A 23,698-nucleotide genomic window follows, 5' to 3' on the forward strand; every position below is an offset into this window, starting at 1 on the left:
GCTGCACCAAGTCGGGCAACCTTCGCCGGCCCTGGCCGCCGCCGCCCGCCCAGGGAGGTTGCACGTTCCGGGATCGTGTAGACCGGCCGCGCTGAGCGGGAGTTGACGCGGCAGAAGCACGGGGACGACAGCGGTGATCATCAGGGTGTCTACGCCGGCTGACCAGAAGGAGATCCCGTTCCTGCCGCTCCGCCCTCCCGCGCGCGGGGCCCACGCGCGATTTCGCGCGTGGGCCCCGACGTCACTGCGAACGGCTCGCCAAGACGGCAGCCAGTACGGTCCCCACCTGACGCAGGGGATCGGGCCGGGTCATGTCGTTATGCGCGGAGGCGACGGGATGGATGGACAGGTGCCCGGTGAAGTAGGACGCCCACCGCCGGCGGACCTCCTCCTGTGAGAACCCGGTCTCGGTGGCGGGGAAGTGGAGGATGTCGCCGGCGAAGTGTCCCGGCGTGGTGCGCCGGACCATCCGCCAGTTGTCGCGAGTGTTCTGGATGACCCCTCGGATGTGGTCCTCGGTCAGCTCCTTCAGGGCGGGGATCTCCTCCTTGATGATCTTCAGTGTCCCGGGCACGGTGAGCGGATGCTCCGGGGTGTCCACCGGGTGCCCGAGGGCGTGCAGGAGCTGAACCATGATGGTGTGGTCGTCGGCCTCCTCGTGCGGAGCCCCGGTGTCCGGCGGGTAGGCGTCCATCACGGCCAGCAGAGCCACCTCCTGCCCGGCTTCCTGGAGCCGTACCGCGACGGCGTGCGCGAGGTTGCCGCCCATGGACCAGCCGAGCAGGTGGTAGGGGCCGCTGGGCTGGACACTCGTGATGTGGTCGACGTACCAGGTGACCAGCGCGTCGAGGTCGGACGGGGCCGTCTGCGCGAGGGTGACCCCCGGAGCCTGCAGTCCGTACACGGGTTGGTCGGCGTCCAGGTGCCGCACCAGACCGATGTAAGACAGGCCGACACCGCTGGCGGGAGGCAGGCAGAACAGCGGCGGCCGGTCTCCGTGCCCGCGCAGCGCCACCACCGGCTGGAAGAGGTCCTCCTCGGTGCCGGCGCCGAGGAGCGACGCCAGGCCTGCCACGGTCGGGTTCTGGAACACGCTCACGAGGGACAGTTGTGTGCCGGTGGCGTTGCGGATCTCACCCAACAGCCGCACGGCGAGCAGGGAGTGCCCACCGAGTTCGAAGAAGTTGTCGTCCACCCCGACCTCAGGAAGGCCGAGGACGTCGGCGAATACCTCGCGGAGCAGGTATTCATGGGAGGTTCCCGGTTGCCCGCTCGTGGGTGTGGTGGAGTGATCCGGGGCCGGCAGCGCCGCGCGGTCGAGCTTGCCGTTCACCGTCAGCGGCAACCCGTCGACCAGCTGGACGATCGCGGACGGCACCATGTACTCCGGCAACACGGCTGACAGGCCGGCACGGACTTCCGCGATGTCCACACCGCCGCCCGAACTGCTCGCCGGGACGATGTAGCCGGTGAGGCGTTTGTCGCCGGGGTGGTCTTCCCGGACGATGACCGCGGCTTGGCCTACGGCCGGGTGGGTGAGGAGTGCGGTTTCGATTTCGCCGAGTTCGATGCGGAAGCCGCGGATCTTGACCTGGTCGTCGGTGCGGCCGAGGTATTCGAGGTGCCCGTCGGTGGTCCAGCGGGCGAGGTCGCCGGTGCGGTACATGCGTTCGCCCGGTTCACCGTGGGGGTTGGCGACGAAGCGTTCGGCGGTCAGTGCGGGCCGGTCGAGGTATCCCCGGGCGAGTTGGACTCCGGCGAGGTACAGCTCCCCGGCGACGCCGGGCGGTACCGGTCGCAGTGCTGTGTCGAGGACGAATGTCTGGGTGTTCCAGACGGGACGGCCGATGGGCACGACGCCACCGGTGTCGGCGTCGGGTTCGCAGGCGTGGGCGGTGACGTCGATGGATGCTTCGGTGGGTCCGTACAGGTTGTGCAGGGGGACGCCGAAGGAGGCCGTGAACCGGTCGCGGAGTTCGGCGGGCAGGGCTTCGCCGCTGGCCATGACGGCGCGCAGTGATGGCAGGGCCCATTGGGAGGTCTCGGCCGCGGTGACGAAGACCTGCAGCATTGATGGGACGAAGTGGGCGATGGTCACGTGTTCGCGGCGGATGAGGTCGGCGAGGTAGTCGGGGTCGCGGTGTCCGCCGGGGCGGGCCATGACGAGGGTGGCGCCTTCGAGCAGGGGCCAGAAGAACTCCCATACGGACACGTCGAACCCGAACGGTGTCTTCTGCACCACCCGGTCGTCCGCTGTCAGCCGGTAGGTGTCCTGCATCCACGCGAGCCGGTTCACGACACCCGCGTGCGGGACCGCCACGCCCTTGGGCCGTCCGGTGGAGCCGGAGGTGTAGATCACGTACGCCGGGTGGGCGGGCAGCAGCGCTCCGCCGCGGTCGGTGTCCGACAGGTCGTCGTCGGTCATCCTGGCCAGCTTGGTGATGGTTGTCGGGTCGTCCAGCACCACCCGTGCCACGGTCTCCGGCAGTACGCCTTCGACCTCCCGGGTGGTCACCACCAGCGTCGGCTTGGCGTCCCGCAGCACATAGGCCACCCGCTCGGCCGGGTACTCCGGGTCGATCGGCGCGTATGCCGCGCCGGCCTTGACCACGGCGAGCAGGGTGGTGACGAGGTCGGCGGAGCGGTCCATCATGACCGCCACCCGGTTCTCGGGACCCGCACCACGCGTCACCAGCAGTCGCGCCAGCCGGTTGGCCCGCGTGTTCAGCTCCGCGTAGGTGAGCTGGAGCCCCTCGAACACCACCGCGGCCGCGTCCGGGGTCCGGGCTGCCTGCGACTGGAACAGCTCGGGAAGCGTCGAGGGAGGAACATCATGGGCGGTGTCGTTCCACTCGACCAGAAGCCGCTCCCGCTCGACGGCTTCGAGCACCTCGACCTGGCCGAGTGCGGTCGACGGTGCCGTCTCCAGCGCCGACACGACGGCGTCGGCCGCCGTGGTCACCATCGAGGCAAGGGCGTGCGGATCGATCGGGGAGACGGTCTGAGCCTTCACGACGAAGCCCTCACCGGTGTCGTCGATGCTGACGGCGACCGGGTAGTTGGTGCGCTCGTGCGCCTGGAGCAGATCGACGCCGTCGAGCCCGGCGCCGGCAGCGGCGGCCTCGCTGTGGCGGTAGTTGAACAGCGAGGTGAACAGCGGGGTCTGGGCGGAAACCCCGCTGGCCTGCTGTGCCACCGCCAACGGAGCGTGCTCGTGCACCAGCAGCTCCGCGAGCTGCCGCTGCATCCCCCGCACCGCCTCCAGCACGCCACCGGCATTCGCGTTCACCCGGACGGGAAGGGTGTTCATGAACAGTCCCGGCACCCGGTCCGCGCCGATTCCGGCGTTCATCCGGCCGAACAGCACGGTGCCGAACACCACGTCGTCACGGCCGGAGGTGGCTGACACGACGCGCGCCCAGGCGACGTGGAACAGCGTCGCCGGGCTGACACCCAGGCGCCGGGCCTGCTCCCGCAGGCGTACCGCGAGGTCCGCGTCCAGCGGCGTCCGCGCCTCGGTCACGTCACGGCCGTCTCCGTGTACGTCCAGCAGGCCGTACGGCGCGGTCGGCTCGCTCACATCGCCGAGCAGAGCCGCGAAGAACGCCTCGTGTTCCCGGGAGGACACTCCCGACCTGGCCTGCCCGACGAACTCCCGGAACGACAGCGGCTCGGGCAGGGTGTCCTGCCGCCCGTCGAGGAAGGCGGCCACCTCACCCATGACCACGTCCAACGCGGTGTGGTCCTGGATCAGGTGATGGACCTGCAGGACCGCCATCCAGCGGCCCCCGCCCGGTTGCCGGGCCACATGGGCGTGCAGCAACGGGCCTCGGGAGAGGTCCATACGCGGCGGGCATGCCGCGAGGAGCCCGTCCGCTACGTCCGAACTGTCATGGTCCATCTCCGCGGGGAGGTCCACCTCCCGCACGGCAAGCGTTGCCTGGCGCGCCACCACCTGGACCGGTTCGCGCAGCCCCTCCCAGACGAAGGAGGTCCGCAGGATGTCATGCCGGTCGACGACCCGCTGCACCGCGGCGAGGAACGCCTCCACCCGTGCCCGGGAATCGAAGCCCAGCACGATCGGCAGGACGTAGGGGTCCCTGGCCTTCCCGCTCTCTATCAGGGAGTGGAAGAGGATCCCCTCCTGCAACGGGGCCAGCGGGTAGATGTCGGCGATGTTGGCCGCCCCTCCCGGAACGGCGGCGACGATCCGATCGATCTCCTCGCCGGTGAGGTCGACCAGCGTCACCATCTCCGGCGTGATCACCGTGGCATCGGCGGGGATGCCGTTCGGCGTGACGGCCACCTCCCCGGCCGCCTGTTCGACGGCCGTGGCCAGTTGCGCCACCGTCGGGCTGACGAACAGCGAGCGGACATCCACGGCGATGCCCCGCTCCCGCGCCCGCTCCACCAGCGTCACTGCGAGCAAGGAGTGCCCGCCGAGTTCGAAGAAGTTGTCGTCGACGCCGACCGACGGCAGGTTGAGCACTTCGGCGAAGACCGCGCACAGGATTTCCTCCTGGGCGTTCGCCGGCCCCCGCCCGGTGACCCCGGCGCCGTATTCGGGGGCGGGCAGGGCCTTGCGGTCGAGCTTGCGGTTCGCCGTGAGCGGGAGCGTGTCCAGTTCGACGATCGCCGCCGGCACCATGTAGTCCGGCAGCAGGTCGGCGACATGGGCGCGGATCGCCGCTGCGTCCACGTCCGGGGCGGCGGGGACGACGTATCCGACCAGGCGCTTGTCGCCGGGCTGGTCCTCGCGGACGATGACGGCGGCCTGGGCGACGGCGGGGTGGGAGGCCAGGGCGGCTTCGACCTCGCCGAGTTCGATGCGGAAGCCGCGGATCTTGACCTGGTGGTCGGTGCGGCCCAGGTACTCCAGCTGCCCGTCGGCGTTCCACCGGGCCAGATCACCGGTCCGGTACATCCGCTCACCCGGCCCGCCGTAGGGGTTGGCGACGAATCGCTCCGCGGTCAGCGCGGGCCGGTTGACGTATCCCCGGGCCAGCTGCACGCCGGCCAGGTACAACTCGCCGGCGACGCCAGGCGGCACCGGTCGCAGAGCGGAGTCCAGCACGTACGCGCGCATGTTCCACAGGGGTGCGCCGATGGGCGGAACGCCGGACCCGGACAAGGGGGCACTGGCCAGTGAGGCGACCGTCGCTTCCGTCGGCCCGTAGATGTTCAGCATGAGCCTGCCGCGAGACCACCGCTCGGCGGTCTCCGGCGGGCACACGTCACCGGCGACGACCAGGGTTGTCGCTTCCGGGAGACCGCCCGCGGAGGCGAGCAGCGGCAGCGTCGCAGGGGGCAGGGTCGCGTGTGTGACGCGCTGCCTGGCGACCAGCTGTGCCAAGGGCGCACCGGGCGACATCTCGTCAGCGGAAGCCAGCACCACGGCCGCACCCGCCAGCCATGCCGGCCACATGTCGGCCACCGAGGCGTCGAAGCTGGGCGAGGCGAACTGCAGCAGCCGGCTTTCGGGTCCGATCCGGAGCCGTTCGATGTGGTCGGCGGCGAGGTTCGGTACACCCCGGTGGGTGACCAGGACGCCCTTGGGGGTGCCGGTGGAGCCGGAGGTGTAGATGACGTAGGCGGGGTGGCCGATCAGCAGCGGACCGTGGCGTTCGGCCTCGGTCACGTCGTGGCCGGGGTGGCCCGCCAGGTCTTCCCGCAACTGCGCTTCCTCCAGCGACAGTCGCACCACGCCGGTGGGCGGCAGTTCGTCCTGCTCTGCTTCGCCGGTGATGAGGACTGCCGGTCGGGCGTCGCTGAGCATGTAGGCGATTCGATCCGCGGGATAGCGCGGATCGATCGGCAGGTAGGCAGCTCCTGCCTTGTGTACGGCCAGGATGGCGACGATGAGGTCGATCGACCGTGGCAGTGCCAGAGCGACGATGTCTTCAGGCCGTACGCCGCGGTCGATGAGAAGGCGTGCGAGCCGGTTGGCGCGGGTGTTGAGTTCGGAGTAGGACAGCTCGGTGTCCTCGAACACGACCGCGGTCGCGTCCGGGGTGCGCGCGGCCTGGGCCTGGAACAGCTCGGGAAGGGTTGCGAGGGGAACGTCGCGGGCGGTGTCGTTCCATTCCACCAGGATGCGGTCCCGCTCGGCGGCGTCGAGCACGTCCATGCGGTTGACCGGCACCGACGGATCGGCGGTCACGGTTTCCAGGACTCGGATGAAGCGTTCAGCGATTGCGGCCGCGGTGTGGTGGTCGAACAGGTCTGTGGCGTAGGTGATCACGCCGTGCAGGCCCGCCGGGGTTCCGCTGTCGGTGAGGTGTTCGTTGAGCTGGAGGTCCAGGTCGAACTTGGCGGGGCCGTTGCCGGTGGGCAGGGCCTCGACGGTCAGGCGGGGCAGGTCGAGTTTGGCCTGTCCGGTGTTCTGCAGGGTGAGCATCACCTGGAACAGGGGGTGGCGGGCCATCGACCGGGTCGGTGTGAGCTCTTCCACGAGACGCTCGAAGGGTACGTCCTGGTGTGCGTAGGCGTTGAGTGCGTGCTCACGAGTGCGCTCGAGGAGTTGCGTGAAGTCGGGGTTCCCTGACAGGTCGGAGCGCAGGACGAGGGTGTTGACGAAGAAGCCGACGAGGTCGTCGAGTGCTTCGTCGGTCCGTCCGGCGATGGGGGTGCCGATGGGGATGTCCTCCCCGGCGCCGAGGCGGTTGAGCAGGACGGTCAGTGCGGCCTGCATCACCATGAACACGGTCACACCGTGTTCCCGGGCCAGTTCCACGACGGCCTGGTGCACTTCGGCGTCGATGTGCAGGTCGACGGTGGCGCCGCGATGGGAGGCCACTGGTGGACGCGGCCGGTCGGCCGGCAGCGCCAGTTCCTCGGGCGCCCCGTCCAGCGCGTGGCGCCAGTAGACCAACTGTTCCGACAGCAGGCTGGCGGAATCGGACGCGTCGCCCAGCAACTGACGCTGCCACAGGCTGTAGTCGGCGTACTGGACCGGGAGCGGTTCCCAGGCCGGCGCCTGGCCGTTGGCGCGGGCGGTGTAGGCGGTCGATACGTCGTGGGCCAGCGGGCCCAGCGACCAGCCGTCTCCGGCGATGTGGTGCATCACCACGACCAGCAGGTGGTCATCGGGACCGGTCCGGAACAGGCGGGCGCGCAGCGGGATCTCGCCTGCCAGGTCGAATCGGTGCTGCGCCGCATCGGCGACCAGACGGGTCAGCTCAGGCCGCGGGACCTGTTCGGCGTCGACGACCGTAAGTAGGTCACCGATCGCGTCGGCATCCAGCGTTCGCTGGTAGGGCTGGCCGTCGACGGTGGTGATCACCGTGCGCAGCGATTCGTGCCGGCGCACGACGTCGTGCAGCGCGGTGTGCAGGGCGTCGGTGTTCAGGGTGCCGGTCAGCCGCAGGGCCATCGGGATGTTGTAGGTGGGGGAGGGGCCTTCCAGCTCGCCCAGGAACCACAGACGCTGCTGGGCGAAGGACAGTGGCACCAGTTCCGGGCGCTGCGCCGGTGCCAGCGGGGGCCGGGAGGCGTTGGAGGTGGTCAGCCGGTCGGCGAGGGCGGCCGGGGTGGGGGTCTCGAACAGCGCCCGGATCGGGATCTCCACCCCGAGTACCGACCGGATGCGGCTGGTCAGGCGGGTCGCGAGCAGGGAGTGCCCGCCGAGGTCGAAGAAGTTGTCGTCGACGCCGACCGACGGAAGGTCGAGCACTTCGGCGAAGACGGCGCACAGGATTTCTTCCTGGGCGTTCGCCGGCCCCCGGCCGGTGACCCCGGCGGTGTAATCGGGGGCGGGCAGGGCCTTGCGGTCCAGCTTGCGGTTGACCGTGAGCGGGAGCGCGTCCAGGAACACCACGGCGGAGGGCACCATGTAGTCCGGCAGCAGACTGGCGACGTGGGCGCGGAGGGCGGATCCGTCTCTCTTCGGGGTGGAGTCCCCGGTGGGGACGACGTATCCGATCAGGCGCTTGTCGCCGGGCTGGTCCTCGCGGACGATGACGGCGGCCTGGGCGACGGCGGGGTGGGAGGCCAGGGCGGCTTCGACCTCGCCGAGCTCGATGCGGAAGCCACGGATCTTGACCTGGTCGTCGGTACGGCCCAGGTACTCCAGTTGACCCTCGGTGGTCCAGCGGGCCAGGTCACCGGTCCGGTACATGCGCTCACCCGGTTCGCCGTAGGGGTTGGCGACGAAGCGCTCCGCGGTGAGGCCGGGCCGGTCGAGGTATCCCCGGGCCAGGCCGGCTCCGGAGATGTACAGCTCCCCGGCCACCCCGATCGGCATCGGCCGAAGCGCGGCGTCCAGCACGAACACCCGGGTGTCAGCGATCGGCTCCCCGATGTACGGGATCGCGCTGTCCGCGGTCAGCACCCCCATCGTCGTGCAGACCGTCGACTCCGTCGGGCCGTAGGCGTTGACCAGACGACGCCCTGCCGCCCAGCGGCCGACCAGATCCGGCCGCAGCGACTCGCCGGCGGTCACCAACGTCGTCACCGTGGGCAGGCTGTCCGCCGCGAGCTCGGCCAGCACGACAGGCGGCAGCGTCACATGAGTCACCGCGCCGGTGGTGATCAAGCGGGCCAGCGCCGGGCCGCCCGCCAATTCTTCCTGAGCCGCCAGGACAAGGCGGGCCCCACTGCCCAACGTCACCGCGATCTCGGCCATCGCGGCGTCGAAGCTGGGTGAGGCGAACTGCAGGACGCGGCTCGCAGGCGTGATCGCGAACGTGTCGGCCTGTGCGGTGACCAGGCTCGCCAGGCCGTGGTGGGTGACGGTGACGCCCTTGGGGCGGCCGGTGGAGCCGGAGGTGTAGATGATGTAGGCGGGGTGGGCGGTGCGCAGGGGACCGTGTCGCTCGGTGTCCGTCAGGTCGTGGTCGGGGAGGGCCGACAGGGCCTGTCGCAGCTGGGGGTCGTCCAGGGACAGCTGTGTGACGTCGGCTGCGGTGAGCTCTTGCTGCGTTGCTGCGCTGGTGATGAGGAGTGCGGGCCGGGCGTCGGTGAGCTGGTAGGCGATGCGGTCGGTGGGGTAGGCGGGGTCGATCGGCAGGTAGGCGCCGCCGGCCTTGGTCACGGCCAGGATGGTGACGATGAGGTCGATGGACCGGGGCAGGGCCAGGGCGACCAGTTGCTCGGGTCCGACGCCGTGCTCGACCAGGTGGCGGGCGAGGCGGTTGGCGCGGGCGTTGAGGTCGGCGTAGGAGAGCTCGGTGTCGCCGAACACCACCGCGGTCGCGTCCGGGGTGCGGGCGGCCTGGGCCTGGAACAGCTCGGGCAGCGTTACCGCAGGCACGTGGCTGGCGGTGTCGTTCCACTCCACCAGGACACGCCGGCGCTCATCGGCACCCAGCACATCGAGGCGGCCCACCGGAAGGTCCGGGTCGGCCGTTACGGCGTTCAGCACCTCGACAAGCCGGTCGACGAGCATGTCGACGGTCGCCCGGTCGAACAGATCGGCGGCGAACGTGACGATTCCGTTCACACCGGCGGCACCGCCCTCGGCGTCGAATTCCTCTCCCAGGATGAAGGACAGGTCGAAGACCGGGTTGTCGCCGACGTCGAGTCTCTCGATGGCCAGCCCGGGCAGATCGAGCGTGGCGGGCGCGACGTTCTGCAGCACGAGCATGGTCTGGAACAGGGGGTGGCGCGCCGTGGACCGGGCGGGGGCGAGGTCTTCCACCAGTCGTTCGAACGGCAGGTCCTGGTGGGCGAGGGCGCCCAGGCTCTCGTCGCGGACGCGGTGGAGTATGTCGCGGAAGGTGGGGTCGCCGGACAGGTCGGTGCGGATGACGAGGGTGTTGATGAAGAAGCCGACGAGCTGGTCGAGGTTTTCGTCGGTGCGTCCGGCGATGGGGGTGCCGATGGGGATGTCGGTGCCCGCACCGAGGCGGGAGAACAATGTCGCCAGTGCGGCGTTGAGCACCATGAACATGGTGACGCCTTCGGCGCGGGTCAGTGCGGTCAGCCGCTGGTGCAGGCCGGCGTCGATGTGCAGGCCGGAGGTGCCGCCTCGGTGGGTGGCCGTCCGGGGCCGGGGGCGGTCGGTGGGCAGGGCGAGTTCCTCCGGCAGCCCGGCCAGCCTTTCCCGCCAGTAGGCGAGCTGGGTGTTGTGCAGGCTTGCAGGGTCGTCCGGGTCGCCGAGGAGGTCACGCTGCCAGAGGGTGTAGTCGGCGTACTGGACCGGCAGCGGTTCCCAGACGGGAGGCCGGCCGTTGGTCCGGGCCGTGTAGGCGGCCGACACGTCCCTCGCCAGGGGGACCAACGACCATGCGTCGGCGGCGATGTGGTGCACCACGATCACCAGCACGTGCTCCCGCGCGCCCAGCCTGAAGATCCAGGCTCGCAGCGGGATGTCGGTGCGGAGCTCGAACGCGGAGCGCGAGACCCGCGCCATCTCCTCCCGCACGTCCGCCTCGGCGACGTCGATGAGCGGCACGTCGAAGGACACGGACTCCGACGGGAGAACCGACTGCTGCGGCGCGCCGTCGGGGGCCGGGAAGACGGTCCGCAGCACTTCATGCCGTACGAGGACATCGCGCAGGGCGGCGCGTGTCGCCTCGATGTCCAGGTCGCCCGTCAGGCGCAGGGCCACCGGGATGTTGTAGTTGGCGTTCCCGCCTTCCAGTTCACGCACCAGCCACAGCCGCGTCTGGGCGAAGGACGGCGGCAGGACGTCCGGCCGCGGCCTGGGCGTGACCCGAGGCCGTGTTTCGTCCATGTCCCCCAGCCGGGCCGCGAGTCCGGCGACCGTGGGGCTTTCGAACAGGGCCCGGATGGGGACCTCCGCCCCGAGCACCGTGCGGATGCGGCTGACCAGCCGTACGGCGAGCAGCGAGTGGCCGCCGAGGTCGAAGAAGTTGTCGTGCACTCCGATGTGCGGCAGACCGAGGATGCTCGCGAACACCTGGCACAGGAGTTCTTCCTGGAGGGTCCGCGGTTCGCGGCTCCCCCCGGTCGTCTCGTACGCGGGTGCGGGGAGCGCGCGGCGGTCGAGCTTTCCGTTTGCGGTGAGCGGGAGCGCGTCCAGGACCACCACGGCCGACGGCACCATGTAGTCGGGCAGCAGACCGGCGACGTGGGCGCGGACGGCGGCGCCGTCCACGTCCGTTCCCCCGACCACGTAGCCGACGAGGCGCTTGTCTCCGGGACTGTCCTCGCGGACGAGCAGGGCGGCCTGCGTGACCGCGGGGTGGGAGGTGAGGGCGGCCTCGATCTCGCCGGGTTCGATGCGGAAGCCGCGGATCTTGACCTGGTCGTCGGCCCGGCCGAGGTATTCGAGCAGGCCGTCGCCGGTCCAGCGGGCCAGGTCGCCGGTGCGGTACATCCGCTCACCCGGCCCGCCGTAGGGGTTGGCGACGAAGCGCTCGGCGGTCAGGGCGGGACGGTGGAGGTATCCGCGGGCGAGCTGGGCGCCGGCGACGTACAGCTCGCCGGGGGTGCCGGGGGGAACCGGCCGCAGGGCCGCGTCGAGGACGTAGGTCCGGGTGTTCCACATCGGGCGGCCGATGGGCGTGATCCCCTGGCCGGTATCGCCGGTACCGCCGTTGAAGTTCACGGGGTGGTCGGTGCAGCCGACGGTGGTCTCGGTCGGGCCGTAGTGGTTGACGACGGGCACGTCCGGGTGGTCGCGGTGCCACTGCTGGAGTTGCGCCGTGCGCAGGGCTTCTCCGCCGAGCATGAGCCGGCCGGTGGGCGCCCAGTTGCCGGGGAGCGTCTGGAGGAACGCCAGGTGGCTGGGTGTGGCCTTGAGGAACGTGATCTCGTGGCCGGCGAGGGTGGCGGGGAGGGTTTCGTCCCAGGGGGCGATGTGGAGGCGCCCGCCGCTGGTGAGCGCGCCGTACAGGGCCGTGACGCCGAGGTCGAAGGCTATGGACGCGTGGAGCAGGGTGCTTCCGCTGAGGTCGGGATAGGCGTCCCAGGTGCGGGCGATGTAGTTGACCACGCCCTGGTGGGTGACGGCCACGCCCTTCGGCCGCCCGGTGGAGCCGGAGGTGTAGATGACGTACGCCGGGTGCGCGGGCAGCAACAGGCCCTGCCGCTCGGCCTCGTCGAGGTCGCCCGCGGGCAGGCCGTCGAGGACGCGTGCCGTGTGCGGGTCGTCGAGGACGAGCCGGGGGACGTCCCCCTCCGGGTCGACGGCTTCCGTGGTGACCAGGAGCGCAGGCCGTGCGTCGGTGAGCAGGTGGGCGATCCGGTCGGCGGGGTGGTCGGGGTCGATGGGGAGGTAGGCGGCGCCTGTCTTGAGTACGGCCAGCAGGGCGACGATGAGGTCGGTCGAGCGGGGGAGCGCCAGGGCGATGAGGTGTTCGGGGCCGGCGCCGTGTGTGACCAGGAGGCGGGCGAGCTGGTTGGCGCGCGCGTTGAGGTCGGCGTAGGACACCTGGCGGTCTTCGAACACGATGGCGGTGGCGTCCGGCGTGCGGGCCACCTGCGCCTGGAAGAGCTCCGGAAGCGTCGACGCCGGCACCTCGTGTGCCGTGTCGTTCCACTCCACGAGGACCTGGTGGCGTTCGGCCGGGCTGAGCAGGTCGATGCCGGTGACGGGCCGGGCGGCGTCGGCGGCCACGGCGTCGAGGAGCCGGACGAGCCGTTCGGCGAGGGTGACGACCGTGGTGTGCTCGAACAGATCGGACGCGTAGGTGATGACGCCGGTCAGGCCGCTCGGCCGGCCGTGGGCAGCGAAGGTCTCCTGGAGCTGGATGTCGAGGTCGAACTTGGCCGGCTGCTCGCCGGTCGGCAGCAGGGCGGTGGCAAGCCCCGGCAGGTCGAGGACGGGCGATGTCGTGTTTTGCAGGCCCAGCATGACCTGGAACAGCGGATGGCGGGCCATGGACCGTGCGGGGGCGAGGTCTTCCACCAGCCGTTCGAACGGTACGTCCTGGCGGGCGAGGGCGTCCAGGTTCCGCTCGCGGACGCGGCGCAGCATCTCCTGGAAGGACGGTTCACCCGAGACGTCGGTACGGATGACCAGGGTGTTCACGAAGAACCCGACGAGCTCGTCCAGACTCTCGTCGGTGCGGCCGGCCACCGACGTGCCGATGGGGATGTCGGTTCCCGAGCCGAGGCGGGACAGCAGTGTCGCCACCGCCGCGTTGAGCACCATGAACATGGTGACGCCCTCGGCGCGGGCCAGGGCGCTGAGCCGCTGGTGCAGGTCGGCGTCGATGTGCAGGCGCGCGGTGCCGCCGCGGTGGGTGGCCACGGGGGGCCGGGGGCGGTCGCCGGGCAGGGCGAGCTCCTCCGGCAGATCAGCGAGGGCTTCACGCCAGTGGGCCAGCTGCGCGTTGTGCAGGCTTCCGGGGTCGGCGGGGTCTCCCAGGAGGTGGCGCTGCCAGAGGGAGTAGTCGGCGTACTGGACCGGGAGCGGTTCCCAGGCGGGGGAGTGGCCGCCCGACCGGGCGGCGTACGCGATGGAGATGTCCCGCGCCAGGGGGGTGAGCGACCAGCCGTCGCCGGCGACGTGGTGGAGGACCAGGACCAGGACGTGGTCCTGCGGCGCCACCGCGAACATCCTTGCCCGCAGCGGGATTTCGCGTGCGAGGTCGAAGGGGCGGTGGGACTCGTCGGCCACCGCCTGCTCGAGCTCGCCTTCCGGCACCTCGGTCACGGGCATCCGGAGGTCGATCGCATCGGGGCTGAGGACGTGCTGCTCCGGCGTGCCGTCGACGCTCGCGAAGACGGTGCGGAGGGCTTCGTGCCGCGTGATGACGTCGGTGAGGGCGGTCCGGAGGGCGTCGTGGTCGAGGTCTCCGCTGAGGCGGAGGGCGATGGGGATGTTGTAGAGCCCGGAGGGTCCTTCGAGTTCGCCGAGGAACCACAGGCGTTGCTGGGCGAAGGACAGCGGCACCGTCGCGGGGCGCGGCCCGGCGGTCAGCCTCTGGCGTGCCGTCCCGGAATCCGTCACGCGCTGGGCGAGTCCGGCCACGGTGGAGGATTCGAACAGGGCCCTGATCGGGATTTCGGCCCCGAGGGCGGTGCGGATGCGGCTGACCAGGCGGGTGGCCAGCAGGGAGTGGCCGCCGAGGTCGAAGAAGTTGTCGTCGACCCCGACGTGCGGGAGGCCGAGGACGTCGGCGAACGCCTGGCTGAGGAGGTGTTCCTGGAGGGTCCGTGGTTCCCGGCCCGGGCTGGTGGCGGTGTGGTCGGGGACGGGCAGGGCCTTGCGGTCCAGCTTGCCGTTCACCGTGAGCGGGAGCGCGTCCAGGACCACCACGGCCGAGGGCACCATGTAGTCGGGCAGCAGCCGGGACACGTACTCCCGGACCGCCCCGCCGTCCGGGCCGTCGGTGTCCGGGACGACGTAGCCGACGAGGCGTTTGTCCCCGGGGTGGTCCTCGCGGACGACCACGGCGGCCTGGGCGACGGCAGGGTGGGAGGTCAGGGCTGTTTCGACCTCGCCGGGTTCGATGCGGAAGCCGCGGATCTTGACCTGGTGGTCGGTGCGCGCGAGGTATTCCAGTTGCCCGTCAGCGTTCCAGCGGACCAGGTCCCCGGTGCGGTACATGCGCTCGCCCGCCCCGTCGAAGGGACTGGCGACGAACCGCTCCGCGGTCAGCGCGGGCCGGTCGACGTAGCCATGGGCCAGCCCGGCCCCGGACACGTACAACTCCCCGGCCACCCCCGGCGGCACCGGCCGCAGCGCGGCGTCCAGGACGTACAGCCGGTTGCCGGAGACCGGTCCGCCGATCGGCACGGAACCGCCCTCGACCCGCTCCACCGGCTGCCAGGTCGCGAACGTTGTCGTCTCCGTCGGCCCGTACACGTGCAGCAGGTGCTTCGGCGCGCCGAGCTCCAGGACCCGCCGAACGCTCAGAGGGTCGACGGCCTCGCCGCCGAACAGCAGGTACCGCAGGCGTCCGAGCCCGCCTGGCGACTCCGCCGCCAGACGGTTGAACAGCGCAGTGGTGACGAACATCGTCGTGATCCCGCTGCGCTCGATCTGCGCCATGAGCCGTTCGGGCGACAGCAGCACATCGCGGTCGACGCCCACCAGCTTCGCACCGTTGGTCAGCGCACCCCAGATCTCGAACGTGGCCGCGTCGAACGACACCGAGGACGCCTGAGCGACGACATCATCCGTTCCGAGCGTGACGTAGTTCGCCTGCCGTACGAGGCGGACGACCGCCTGCTGGGGCACGACCACGCCCTTGGGACGCCCCGTCGACCCGGAGGTGTAGATCACGTATGCCGGGTGGCCGGCCAGCAGGCTCCCTCCCCGGTCCGCGTCCGGCAGGTCCTCCCCTGGCAGATCCGCGAGCCTGGCTGCCGTGGCGGGATCGTCCACCACCACGCGCTCCGCGGGGATGTCCGCACGGACATGGGCCTGCTGCGTGACCAGCAGAACCGGCCGGGCGTCCGCCAGCATGAAGGCGATCCGGTCAGCGGGATAAGCCGGGTCGATCGGCACGTACGCCGCCCCCGCCTTGACCGCCGCCAGCAGCGCGACCACCACATCGGCCGAGCGGTCCATCATCACCGCCACCCGGTCCTGCGGCCTGACGCCGCGGGACACCAGGAGTCGCGCCAGACGGTTCGCCCGCGCGTTCAGCTCCGCGTAGGACAACGCGACGCCGCCGAACTCGACCGCCGTGGCGTGCTGCCTGCGGGCCGCCTGGGTCTCGAACAACTCCGCCAGGGTGGCCCGCGGCACCTCACGGCCGGTGTCGTTCCAGTCGACCAGCACCTGCCGGCGTTCGACGTCACCGAGGAGGTCGATGCCGGTGACCGGAAGCGCGGGGTCTGTGGTGACGGCGTCGAGTACGCGCAGGAGCCGCTGGACGAGGGTGTCCACGGTGGAGCGGTCGTACAGGTCGGCCGCATAGGTGATGGTGCCGGTCAGGCCCGTGGGCCGGCCGTCGGTGTGGTTCTCGCGGAGCTGGAGGTCGAGGTCGAACTTGGCGGGCTGGTCCCCGTTGGGCAGGAGGCGGCCGTCCAGGCCGGGCAGGTCGAGTGCCGGGTCGGCGGTGTTCTGCAGGGCGAGCATGACCTGGAACAGGGGGTGGCGGGCCATGGACCGTGCGGGGGCGAGGTCTTCCACCAGCCGTTCGAACGGCACGTCCTGGTGGGCGAGGGCGCCCAGGCTCTGCTCGCGGACCCGCCGCAGCACTTCCCGGAACGAGGGGGCGCCCGATACGTCGGTGCGGATCACCAGGGTGTTGACGAAGAACCCGACGAGGTCGGTCAGACCTTCGTCGGTCCGTCCGGCGACGGGGGTGCCGATGGGGATGTCGGTGCCCGCGCCGAGGCGGGAGAACAGCGTCGCCAGTGCCGCGTTGAGCACCATGAACATGGTGACGCCTTCGGCACGGGCCAGCGCGCTGAGCCGCTGGTGCATGTCGGCGTCGATGTGCAGGCGCGCGGTGCCGCCACGGTGGGACGCCACCGGCGGCCGGGGGCGGTCGCCGGGCAGGGCGAGCTCCTCCGGCAGGCCGGCGAGGGTCTCACGCCAGTAGGCCAGCTGCGTGCCGTGCAGGCTTGCGGGGTCGCCTTCGTCCCCGAGGAGCTCACGCTGCCAGAGCGTGTAGTCGGCGTACTGGACCGGGAGGGCTTCCCAGGCCGGGATCCGGTGGTCGACCCGGGCCGCGTACGCGGTGGAGATGTCCCGCGCCAGTGGACCGATCGACCACCCGTCACCGGCGATGTGGTGAAGGACGACAACCAGGACGTGGTCCTGCGGCGTCACCGCGAACAGCCGTGCCCGCAGCGGGATCTCGCGGCTGAGGTCGAAGGCGCGTGCGGCTCCTTCCCTGACGGCCCGGGCGACTTCACCTTCGGGTATGTCGATCACGGGCAGCTGGAGGTCGATCGCGTCCGGGCCGAGGATGCGCTGGCTGGGCGAGCCGTCGACGCTCGGGAAGACGGTGCGGAGGACTTCGTGCCGGGTGATGACGTCGTGGATGGCGGTGCGAAGGGCCTCGGGGTGGAGGTCGCCGGTGAGCCGGAGGGCGATGGGAATGTTGTACAGCCCGGAGTGTTCTGCGAGTTCACCGAGGAACCACAGCCGTTGCTGGGCGAAGGACAGGGGGACGACCTCGGGGCGCGACCCGGTGGTCAGCCTCCGGCGCGCCGTCCCGGCATCGGTCAGGCGGTCGGCGAGTCCGGCGACGGTGGGGGTTTCGAACAGGGCCCGGATCGGGAGTTCCACGCCGAGGGTGGTGCGGATGCGGCTGACCAGACGCGTCGCGAGCAGGGAGTGGCCGCCGAGGTCGAAGAAGTTGTCGTCCACCGCGACGTGCGGGAGACCGAGGACGTCGGCGAACACCTGGCACAGGAGCTGTTCCTGCGGGGTTCGCGGCTCCCGGCACTCTTCGGTTGTCGCGTACGCGGGCGCGGGAAAGGCGTTGCGGTCGAGCTTGCCGTTCACGCTCAGCGGGAGCGCGTCCAGGACCACCACGGCCGAGGGCACCATGTGGTCGGGCAGCACGCCGGCGACATGGGCGCGGAGCGCGGCGGCGTCCACGTCCGGGGTGGTGGGGACGACGTAGCCGACAAGGCGCTTGTCGCCGGGCTGGTCCTCGCGGACGATGACGGCGGCCTGGCCCACGGCCGGGTGGGAGGCCAGGGCCGCTTCCACCTCGCCAGGTTCGATGCGGAAGCCGCGGATCTTGACCTGGTGGTCGGTACGGCCCAGGTACTCCAGTTGACCCTCGGCGGTCCAGCGGGCCAGGTCACCCGTCCGGTACATGCGCTCGCCCGGTCCGCCGTAGGGGTTGGCGACGAACCGCTCCGCGGTCAGGCCTGGGCGGTTCAGGTAGCCGCGGGCGAGGCCGGGTCCGGTGATGTACAGCTCGCCGGGGACGCCGGGGGCGACGGGTCGCAGCGCGGTGTTCAGCACGTAGAGGCGGGTGTTGGCGATGGGCGTGCCGATGTGGACGTCAGTGGGAGGGGTGAGCCGGCCGGTGGTGGCGCAGACGGTGGTTTCGGTCGGTCCGTAGGCGTTGATCAGGGCGCGGCCGGCCGCCCACCTGGTCACCCCCTGGGCGGCCGGTGGAGCCGGAGGTGTAGATGATGTAGGCCGGGTGGGCGGTGCGCAGGGGACCGTGTCGCTCGGTGTCCGTCAGGTCGTGGTCGGGGAGGGCCGACAGGGCCTGTCGCAGCTGGGGGTCGTCCAGGGACAGCTGTGTGACGTCGGCCGCGCTCAGCTTTTGCTGCGTTGCTGCGCTGGTGATGAGGAGTGTGGGCCGGGCGTCGGTGAGCTGGTAGGCGATGCGGTCGGTGGGGTAGGCGGGGTCGATCGGCAGGTAGGCGCCGCCGGCCTTGGTCACGGCCAGGATGGTGACGATGAGGTCGATGGACCGGGGCAGGGCCAGGGCGACCAGTTGCTCGGGTCCGACGCCGTGCTCGACCAGGTGGCGGGCGAGGCGGTTGGCGCGGGCGTTGAGGTCGGCGTAGGTGAGTTCGGTGTCGCCGAGCACCACCGCGGTCGCGTCCGGGGTGCGGGCGGCCTGGGCCTGGAACAGCTCGGGCAGCGTCATCGCCGGCACGTCCTGCGCCGTGTCGTTCCACTCCACCAGGACACGCCGGCGCTCATCGGCACCCAGCACCTCGATGTCGCCGAGCGGCACATCCGGAGCCGATTCCAGCGCGGCGACCACCCCCTCGCCGACGGTCTCCATCATGGCGCACAGGACGTCGGGCGACCCGGGTGCGACGACCTGAGCCGTGAGGACGAACCCGTCGCCCGTGTCGTCGACGATCATTCCGACGGGGTAGTTCGTCCGCTCCTGCATGAACAGCACGTCCACGCCCGGAAGCCCGTCACGTGCCTGCTCGGAATCCGCCCTGCTGTGGCGGTAGTTCAGGAGCGACGTGAACAGCGGGGCGTCCCCGCGCATCCCGCTCGCCCGCTGTGCCAGCGCGAGCGGTGCGTGTTCGTGCAGCAGCAATTCGGCCAACTGGGCCTGTACGGCGCCGACGACGTCGCGCGTGGTGGTGCCGCCGGTGCTGACGCGGACCGGGAGGGTGTTGATGAACAGACCCACGACCCGTTCGGCGCCCGCGCCCATCCGGCCGAACAGGATCGTCCCGAAGACCACGTCGTCGCGGCCCGAGGTCGCGGCCAGCACGCGGGCCCACATAACGTGGAACAACGTCGCCGGGCTGACGCCGAGGCGCCGTGCCTGCTCACGGAGTCTCTCCGAGAGTCGCGGATCCATACGGGCGGTGGACTCGGTGGCCCCCGTACCGTCTCCCCGGACGTCCACCAGCCCGAACGGGGCGGTCGGCTCGGTGACGTCACCCAGCAGGCGACCGAAGTACGTCTCGTGTTCCTGCCGGGACACCTGGCCTCGTGCCTGGGCGACGACGTCGCGGTAGGGAGACGGTGCGGGCAGCTCGTCGTCGCGTCCGTCGATGAACGCCTGCACCTCGCCCAGGATGACGTCCAGCGCGGTGTGGTCCTGGATCAGGTGGTGGACCTGCACCAGTGCGAGCCATTGTCCGCTGCCCGGCTGCGCGGCCACGTGCATACGGATCAGCGGAGCACTGCCGACGGTCATGGACCGGGGGCACACCGCCAGCAGCCGGGCGACCAGTTCGCGGTCGTCGGCCGAAACGTCGGCGTCGCCGGTGAGCACGACTTCCCGCACCGGCAGCACGGCGCGCCGGAGCACCACCTGCACCGGCTCGGGCAGCCCTTCCCAGAGCACCGCGGTCCTCAGGTTGTCGTGCCGGTCCACCACCTTCTGCAAGGCGGCCACGAACGCGTCGAGTCTGTCGCGGGAATCGAAGCGGAGAACGGTGGGGAGGACATACACGTCCTCATCCGTGGTCCCGCCGCCCATGAGGTGGTGGAAGAGGATGCCCTCCTGCAGCGGGGCGAGCGGGTACACGTCCGCCACGTTCGCGGCGCCGCCGGGGATGCGGGCGGTGATCTCCGCGATGTGCCCGGTGTCCAGGTCGACCAGGGGAAGCATGTCCGGCGTGATCACCTGCGAACCGACCGGGATGCGGTTCGCGGGGACCTGCACCTCGGCCCGACCGGTGGTCGCCGCGAGACCGGCCACGGTGGGTGTGGTGAACAGGGACCGCACGTCGACCGACAGGCCACGGGCGCGCAGCCGTTCCACCAGCGTCACGGCCAGCAGCGAGTGCCCGCCGAGGTCGAAGAAGTTGTCGTCCACCCCGACGTGCGGCCGGCCGAGGATCTCGGCGAAGGCCTCGCACAGGATCTCCTCGCGGGGGGTGCGCGGCCCCCGGCCGGCGTGCCCCGTGCCGTAGTCGGGCGCGGGCAGGGCGGCCCGGTCGAGCTTGCCGTTCACCGTGACGGGGAGGGCGTCCAGGACCACCACGGCCGAGGGCACCATGTAGTCGGGCAGCAGGCCGGCGACGTGGGTGCGGACGTCGGTGCCGTCGATGTCGCTCTTGGGGACGAGGTAGCCGGTGAGGCGTTTGTCGCCGGGGTGGTCCTCGCGGACGATGACGGCGGCCTGGGCAACGGACGGGTGGGAGGTCAGCGCGGCTTCGACCTCGCCGAGCTCGATGCGGAAGCCGCGGATCTTGACCTGGTCGTCGGTGCGCCCGAGGTATTCCAGCTGACCGTCGGTGGTCCAGCGGACGAGGTCGCCGGTGCGGTACATGCGTTCGCCGGGCCCGCCGTGGGGGTTGGCGACGAAGCGCTCGGCGGTCAGACCGGGGCGCTTGAGGTAGCCGCGGGCGAGCTGGGCGCCGGCGAGGTAGAGCTCGCCGGGGACGCCGGGGGGAACGGGTCGCAAGGAGGCGTCGAGGACGTAGGTGCGGGTGTTCCACACCGGTCGGCCGATGGGGACGGTCGGGCCGTCAGCTGCGAGATGCGAGGCGTGGGTGACGTCGATGGAGGCTTCGGTGGGGCCGTAGAGGTTGTGCAGGGGAGCGTTCAGCGTGCGCAGGAACTGGTCGCGGAGCTCGGGGGTGAGGGCTTCGCCGCTGCAGAGGACGGCGCGCAGGGCGGTGCAGTGGGAGGCCGAGGGCTCGGTGAGGAAGGCCCTCAGCATGGAGGGGACGAAGTGGCTGACGGTGACGTGCCGGGTCCGGATGAGGTCGGCAAGGTAGCCGGGGTCGCGGTGTCCGGCGGGGCGGGCCACCACCAGGACGGCGCCCTGGAGGAGCGGCCAGAAGAACTCCCAGACCGACACGTCGAATCCGAACGGGGTCTTCTGCAGCACCCGGTCCGAGGCTCCGATCGGGTACTGGTGCTGCATCCATTCCAGCCGGTTGACCACCCCCTGGTGCGGTACGGCGACACCCTTGGGCCGTCCGGTCGAGCCGGACGTGTAGATGACGTACGCCGGGTGCGCGGGCAGCAGCACACCATGGCGGTCACTGTCGTCCAGGTCGGTCGGGGACAGGCCGTCGAGGGTGAGCGTCGTGTCCGGGTCGTCGAGGACGAGGTGCCGCACCTCCTCACCGGCGGGGAGACGGGGGAGGAGAGCGCCGGTGGTGACGACGACGGCGGGCCGGGCGTCGGAGAGCAGGTGGGCGATGCGGTCGGCGGGGTGGTCGGGGTCGATGGGGACGTAGGCGCCGCCGGCTTTCACCACCGCCAGGAGGGTGACGACCAGATCGGCGGAGCGTTCGAGATGCACCCCGACGAGGGTCTCCGGGCCGACGCCGTGGCCGACCATGTGGCGGGCGAGACGGTTGGCGCGGGCGTTGAGCTCGGAGTAGGACACCTCGAAGTCCTCGAACATCACCGCCGCCGCGTCGGGGGTGCGAACCACCTGTGCCTGGAACAGCTCGGGCAGCGTCGCCGCCGGGACGTCGTGCGCGGTGTCGTTCCACCCGACCACGACCTGCCGGCGTTCGGCCGGGCTGAGCAGGTCGATGTCGTCGACGGGCTGTGCCGGGTCGGCGGTCACCGCGTCCAGTACCCGCACGAAGCGCTCGATCAGTGTCCGCACGGTGCCGTGGTCGAACAGGTCCGCCGCGTAGCCGATGCCACCCATGAGACCGGCCGGGACGCCGCCGGGACCGAAGGTCTCCCGGACGGAGACGGCGAGGTCGGCCCGGGCCGGCGCCTCCCTGCTCGCCAGCACGGTCACGTCCAGGCCGGGCAGCGCGAGGGCCGGTTCGACGTTGTCCTGCAACGCCAGCATGACCTGGAACAACGGCTGACGGGCCAGCGACCGGGCGGGCGCGAGATCCTCCACCAGCCGCTCGAAGGGCAGTTCCTGATGGGTCAGCGCGTCCAGATTCCGTTCGTGCACCCGGGCCAGCACATCACGGAAGGACGGGCGTCCCGACAGGTCGCCGCGGATCACCAGGGTGTTCACGAAGAAGCCGACGAGCTCGTTGAGAGCGACCTCGGTACGCCCGGCCACCGGAGTCCCGATGGGGATGTCGGTGCCGGCGCCGAGACGGGAGAGGGTGGTGGCGAGCGCGGCATGGAGCACCGCGAACATGGTGACGCCCTCGGCCCGGGCAAGGGCGGCGAGCCGCCGATGCAGGTCGGCGGGGATGTCGAGGTCCGCGCTGCCGTTGCGGTGGCTCGGCACGGACGAGCGCGGACGGTCGAACGGCAGGGGCAGTTCCTCCGGCAGGTCGGCCAGCGCCTGCCGCCAGTACGACAGTTCCTGATGGAGGAAGCTCGCCGGGTCGTCCTCGCCCCCGAGGAGTTCACGCTGCCAGAGGGCGTAGTCGGCGTACTGGATCGGGAGCGGTTCCCAGGTGGGGGCGTGACCCTTGCACCGGGCGGTGTAGGCGGTGGAGACGTCCCGCGCCAAAGGCGCCAGGGACCAGCCGTCACTCGCGATGTGATGGGCCACCAGGACCAGCACGTGGTCGCGTGGTGCCACCGCGAGAAGACATGCCCGCAAGGGGATCTCGCGGGAGAGGTCGAACGGACGGGCGGATTCCTCGGCCACCACCCGCGCGATGTCGTCTTCCGCCACCTCGATCACCGGTAGCCGCAGGCCGGTGTCGTCCGGGGAGAGGATCCGCTGCTCGGGGACGCCGTCATCCGTCGCGATCAGCGTACGCAGCGCCTCGTGCCGCTCGGTCAGGTCCGCCAGTGCCGTGTGCAGGGCCTCCCGGTTCAGGTCACCGGTGAGCCGCAGAGTGATCGGGATGTTGTACATCCCGTTGGGTCCCTGCAGTTCACCGAGGAACCACAACCGCTGCTGGGCAAAGGACAGAGGAATCATCGGAGTGCTCTCTACGACAAATGACGGACTGAACAGGTAAGGGTGCGCAGGAACGACAGTGCCTAGCGCGGGCGGGGACGCAGGACGGGCCGGCTGTTCTTCTCCGGTCCCAGCCGCTTCGCCAGTCCGGCCGGAGTGGGCGTTTCGAAGATCGCGCGGATCGGCACTTCCCTGTTGAGGGTGGCGCGGATATGACCGGCGAGCTGGGTCGCGAGGAGGGAATGCCCGCCGAGGTCGAAGAAGTTGTCGTCCACTCCGAAGCCGGGGACGCCCAGCACCTTGGCGAAGATGTCGCAGAGAGCGGCTTCCTCGGCTGATGCGGGTTCCCTCCGCTCGCCTTGGCCGGCGTAATCGGGCGCCGGGAGGGCGGCACGGTTCAGCTTGCCGTTCACCGTCAGCGGCAGCGCGTCCAGGACGACGATCGCGGACGGGACCATGTACTCCGGCAGCAGGGTCGCGACATGGGTCCGGAGGGCGCCGCCCGCCGCCCGGAAGGCGTCGACGTCCTCGGCGGACAACTCGCCCGCCGGGACGATGTAGCCGGTGAGGCGTTTGTCGCCGGGGTGGTCTTCCCGGACGATGACCGCGGCTTGGCCTACGGCCGGGTGGGTGAGGAGTGCGGT

General features: G+C 71.0%; 2 protein-coding genes and 1 pseudogene. All 3 read right to left on the bottom strand.

Going from position 1 to position 23,698, the window contains the following annotated elements:
• Positions 1-241 precede the first annotated feature (241 nt).
• Entirely contained in the window at positions 242-17,929 is a 17,688-nt protein-coding gene (locus tag PV350_RS19950) for a non-ribosomal peptide synthase/polyketide synthase (RefSeq protein WP_500335153.1), read from the bottom strand.
• Complete coding sequence (locus PV350_RS19955) at positions 17,832-23,075, bottom strand: amino acid adenylation domain-containing protein (protein WP_500335155.1); 5,244 nt, start codon at positions 23,073-23,075, stop codon at positions 17,832-17,834. The genes PV350_RS19950 and PV350_RS19955 overlap by 98 nt, the downstream gene beginning before the upstream one ends.
• Before the next feature lie 122 nt (positions 23,076-23,197).
• Positions 23,198-23,698, bottom strand: a pseudogene (locus PV350_RS19960) (phosphopantetheine-binding protein); the annotation flags it as partial.

The organism is Streptomyces sp. PA03-6a (assembly GCF_033792765.1).
Classification (GTDB): Bacteria; Actinomycetota; Actinomycetes; order Streptomycetales; family Streptomycetaceae; genus Actinacidiphila.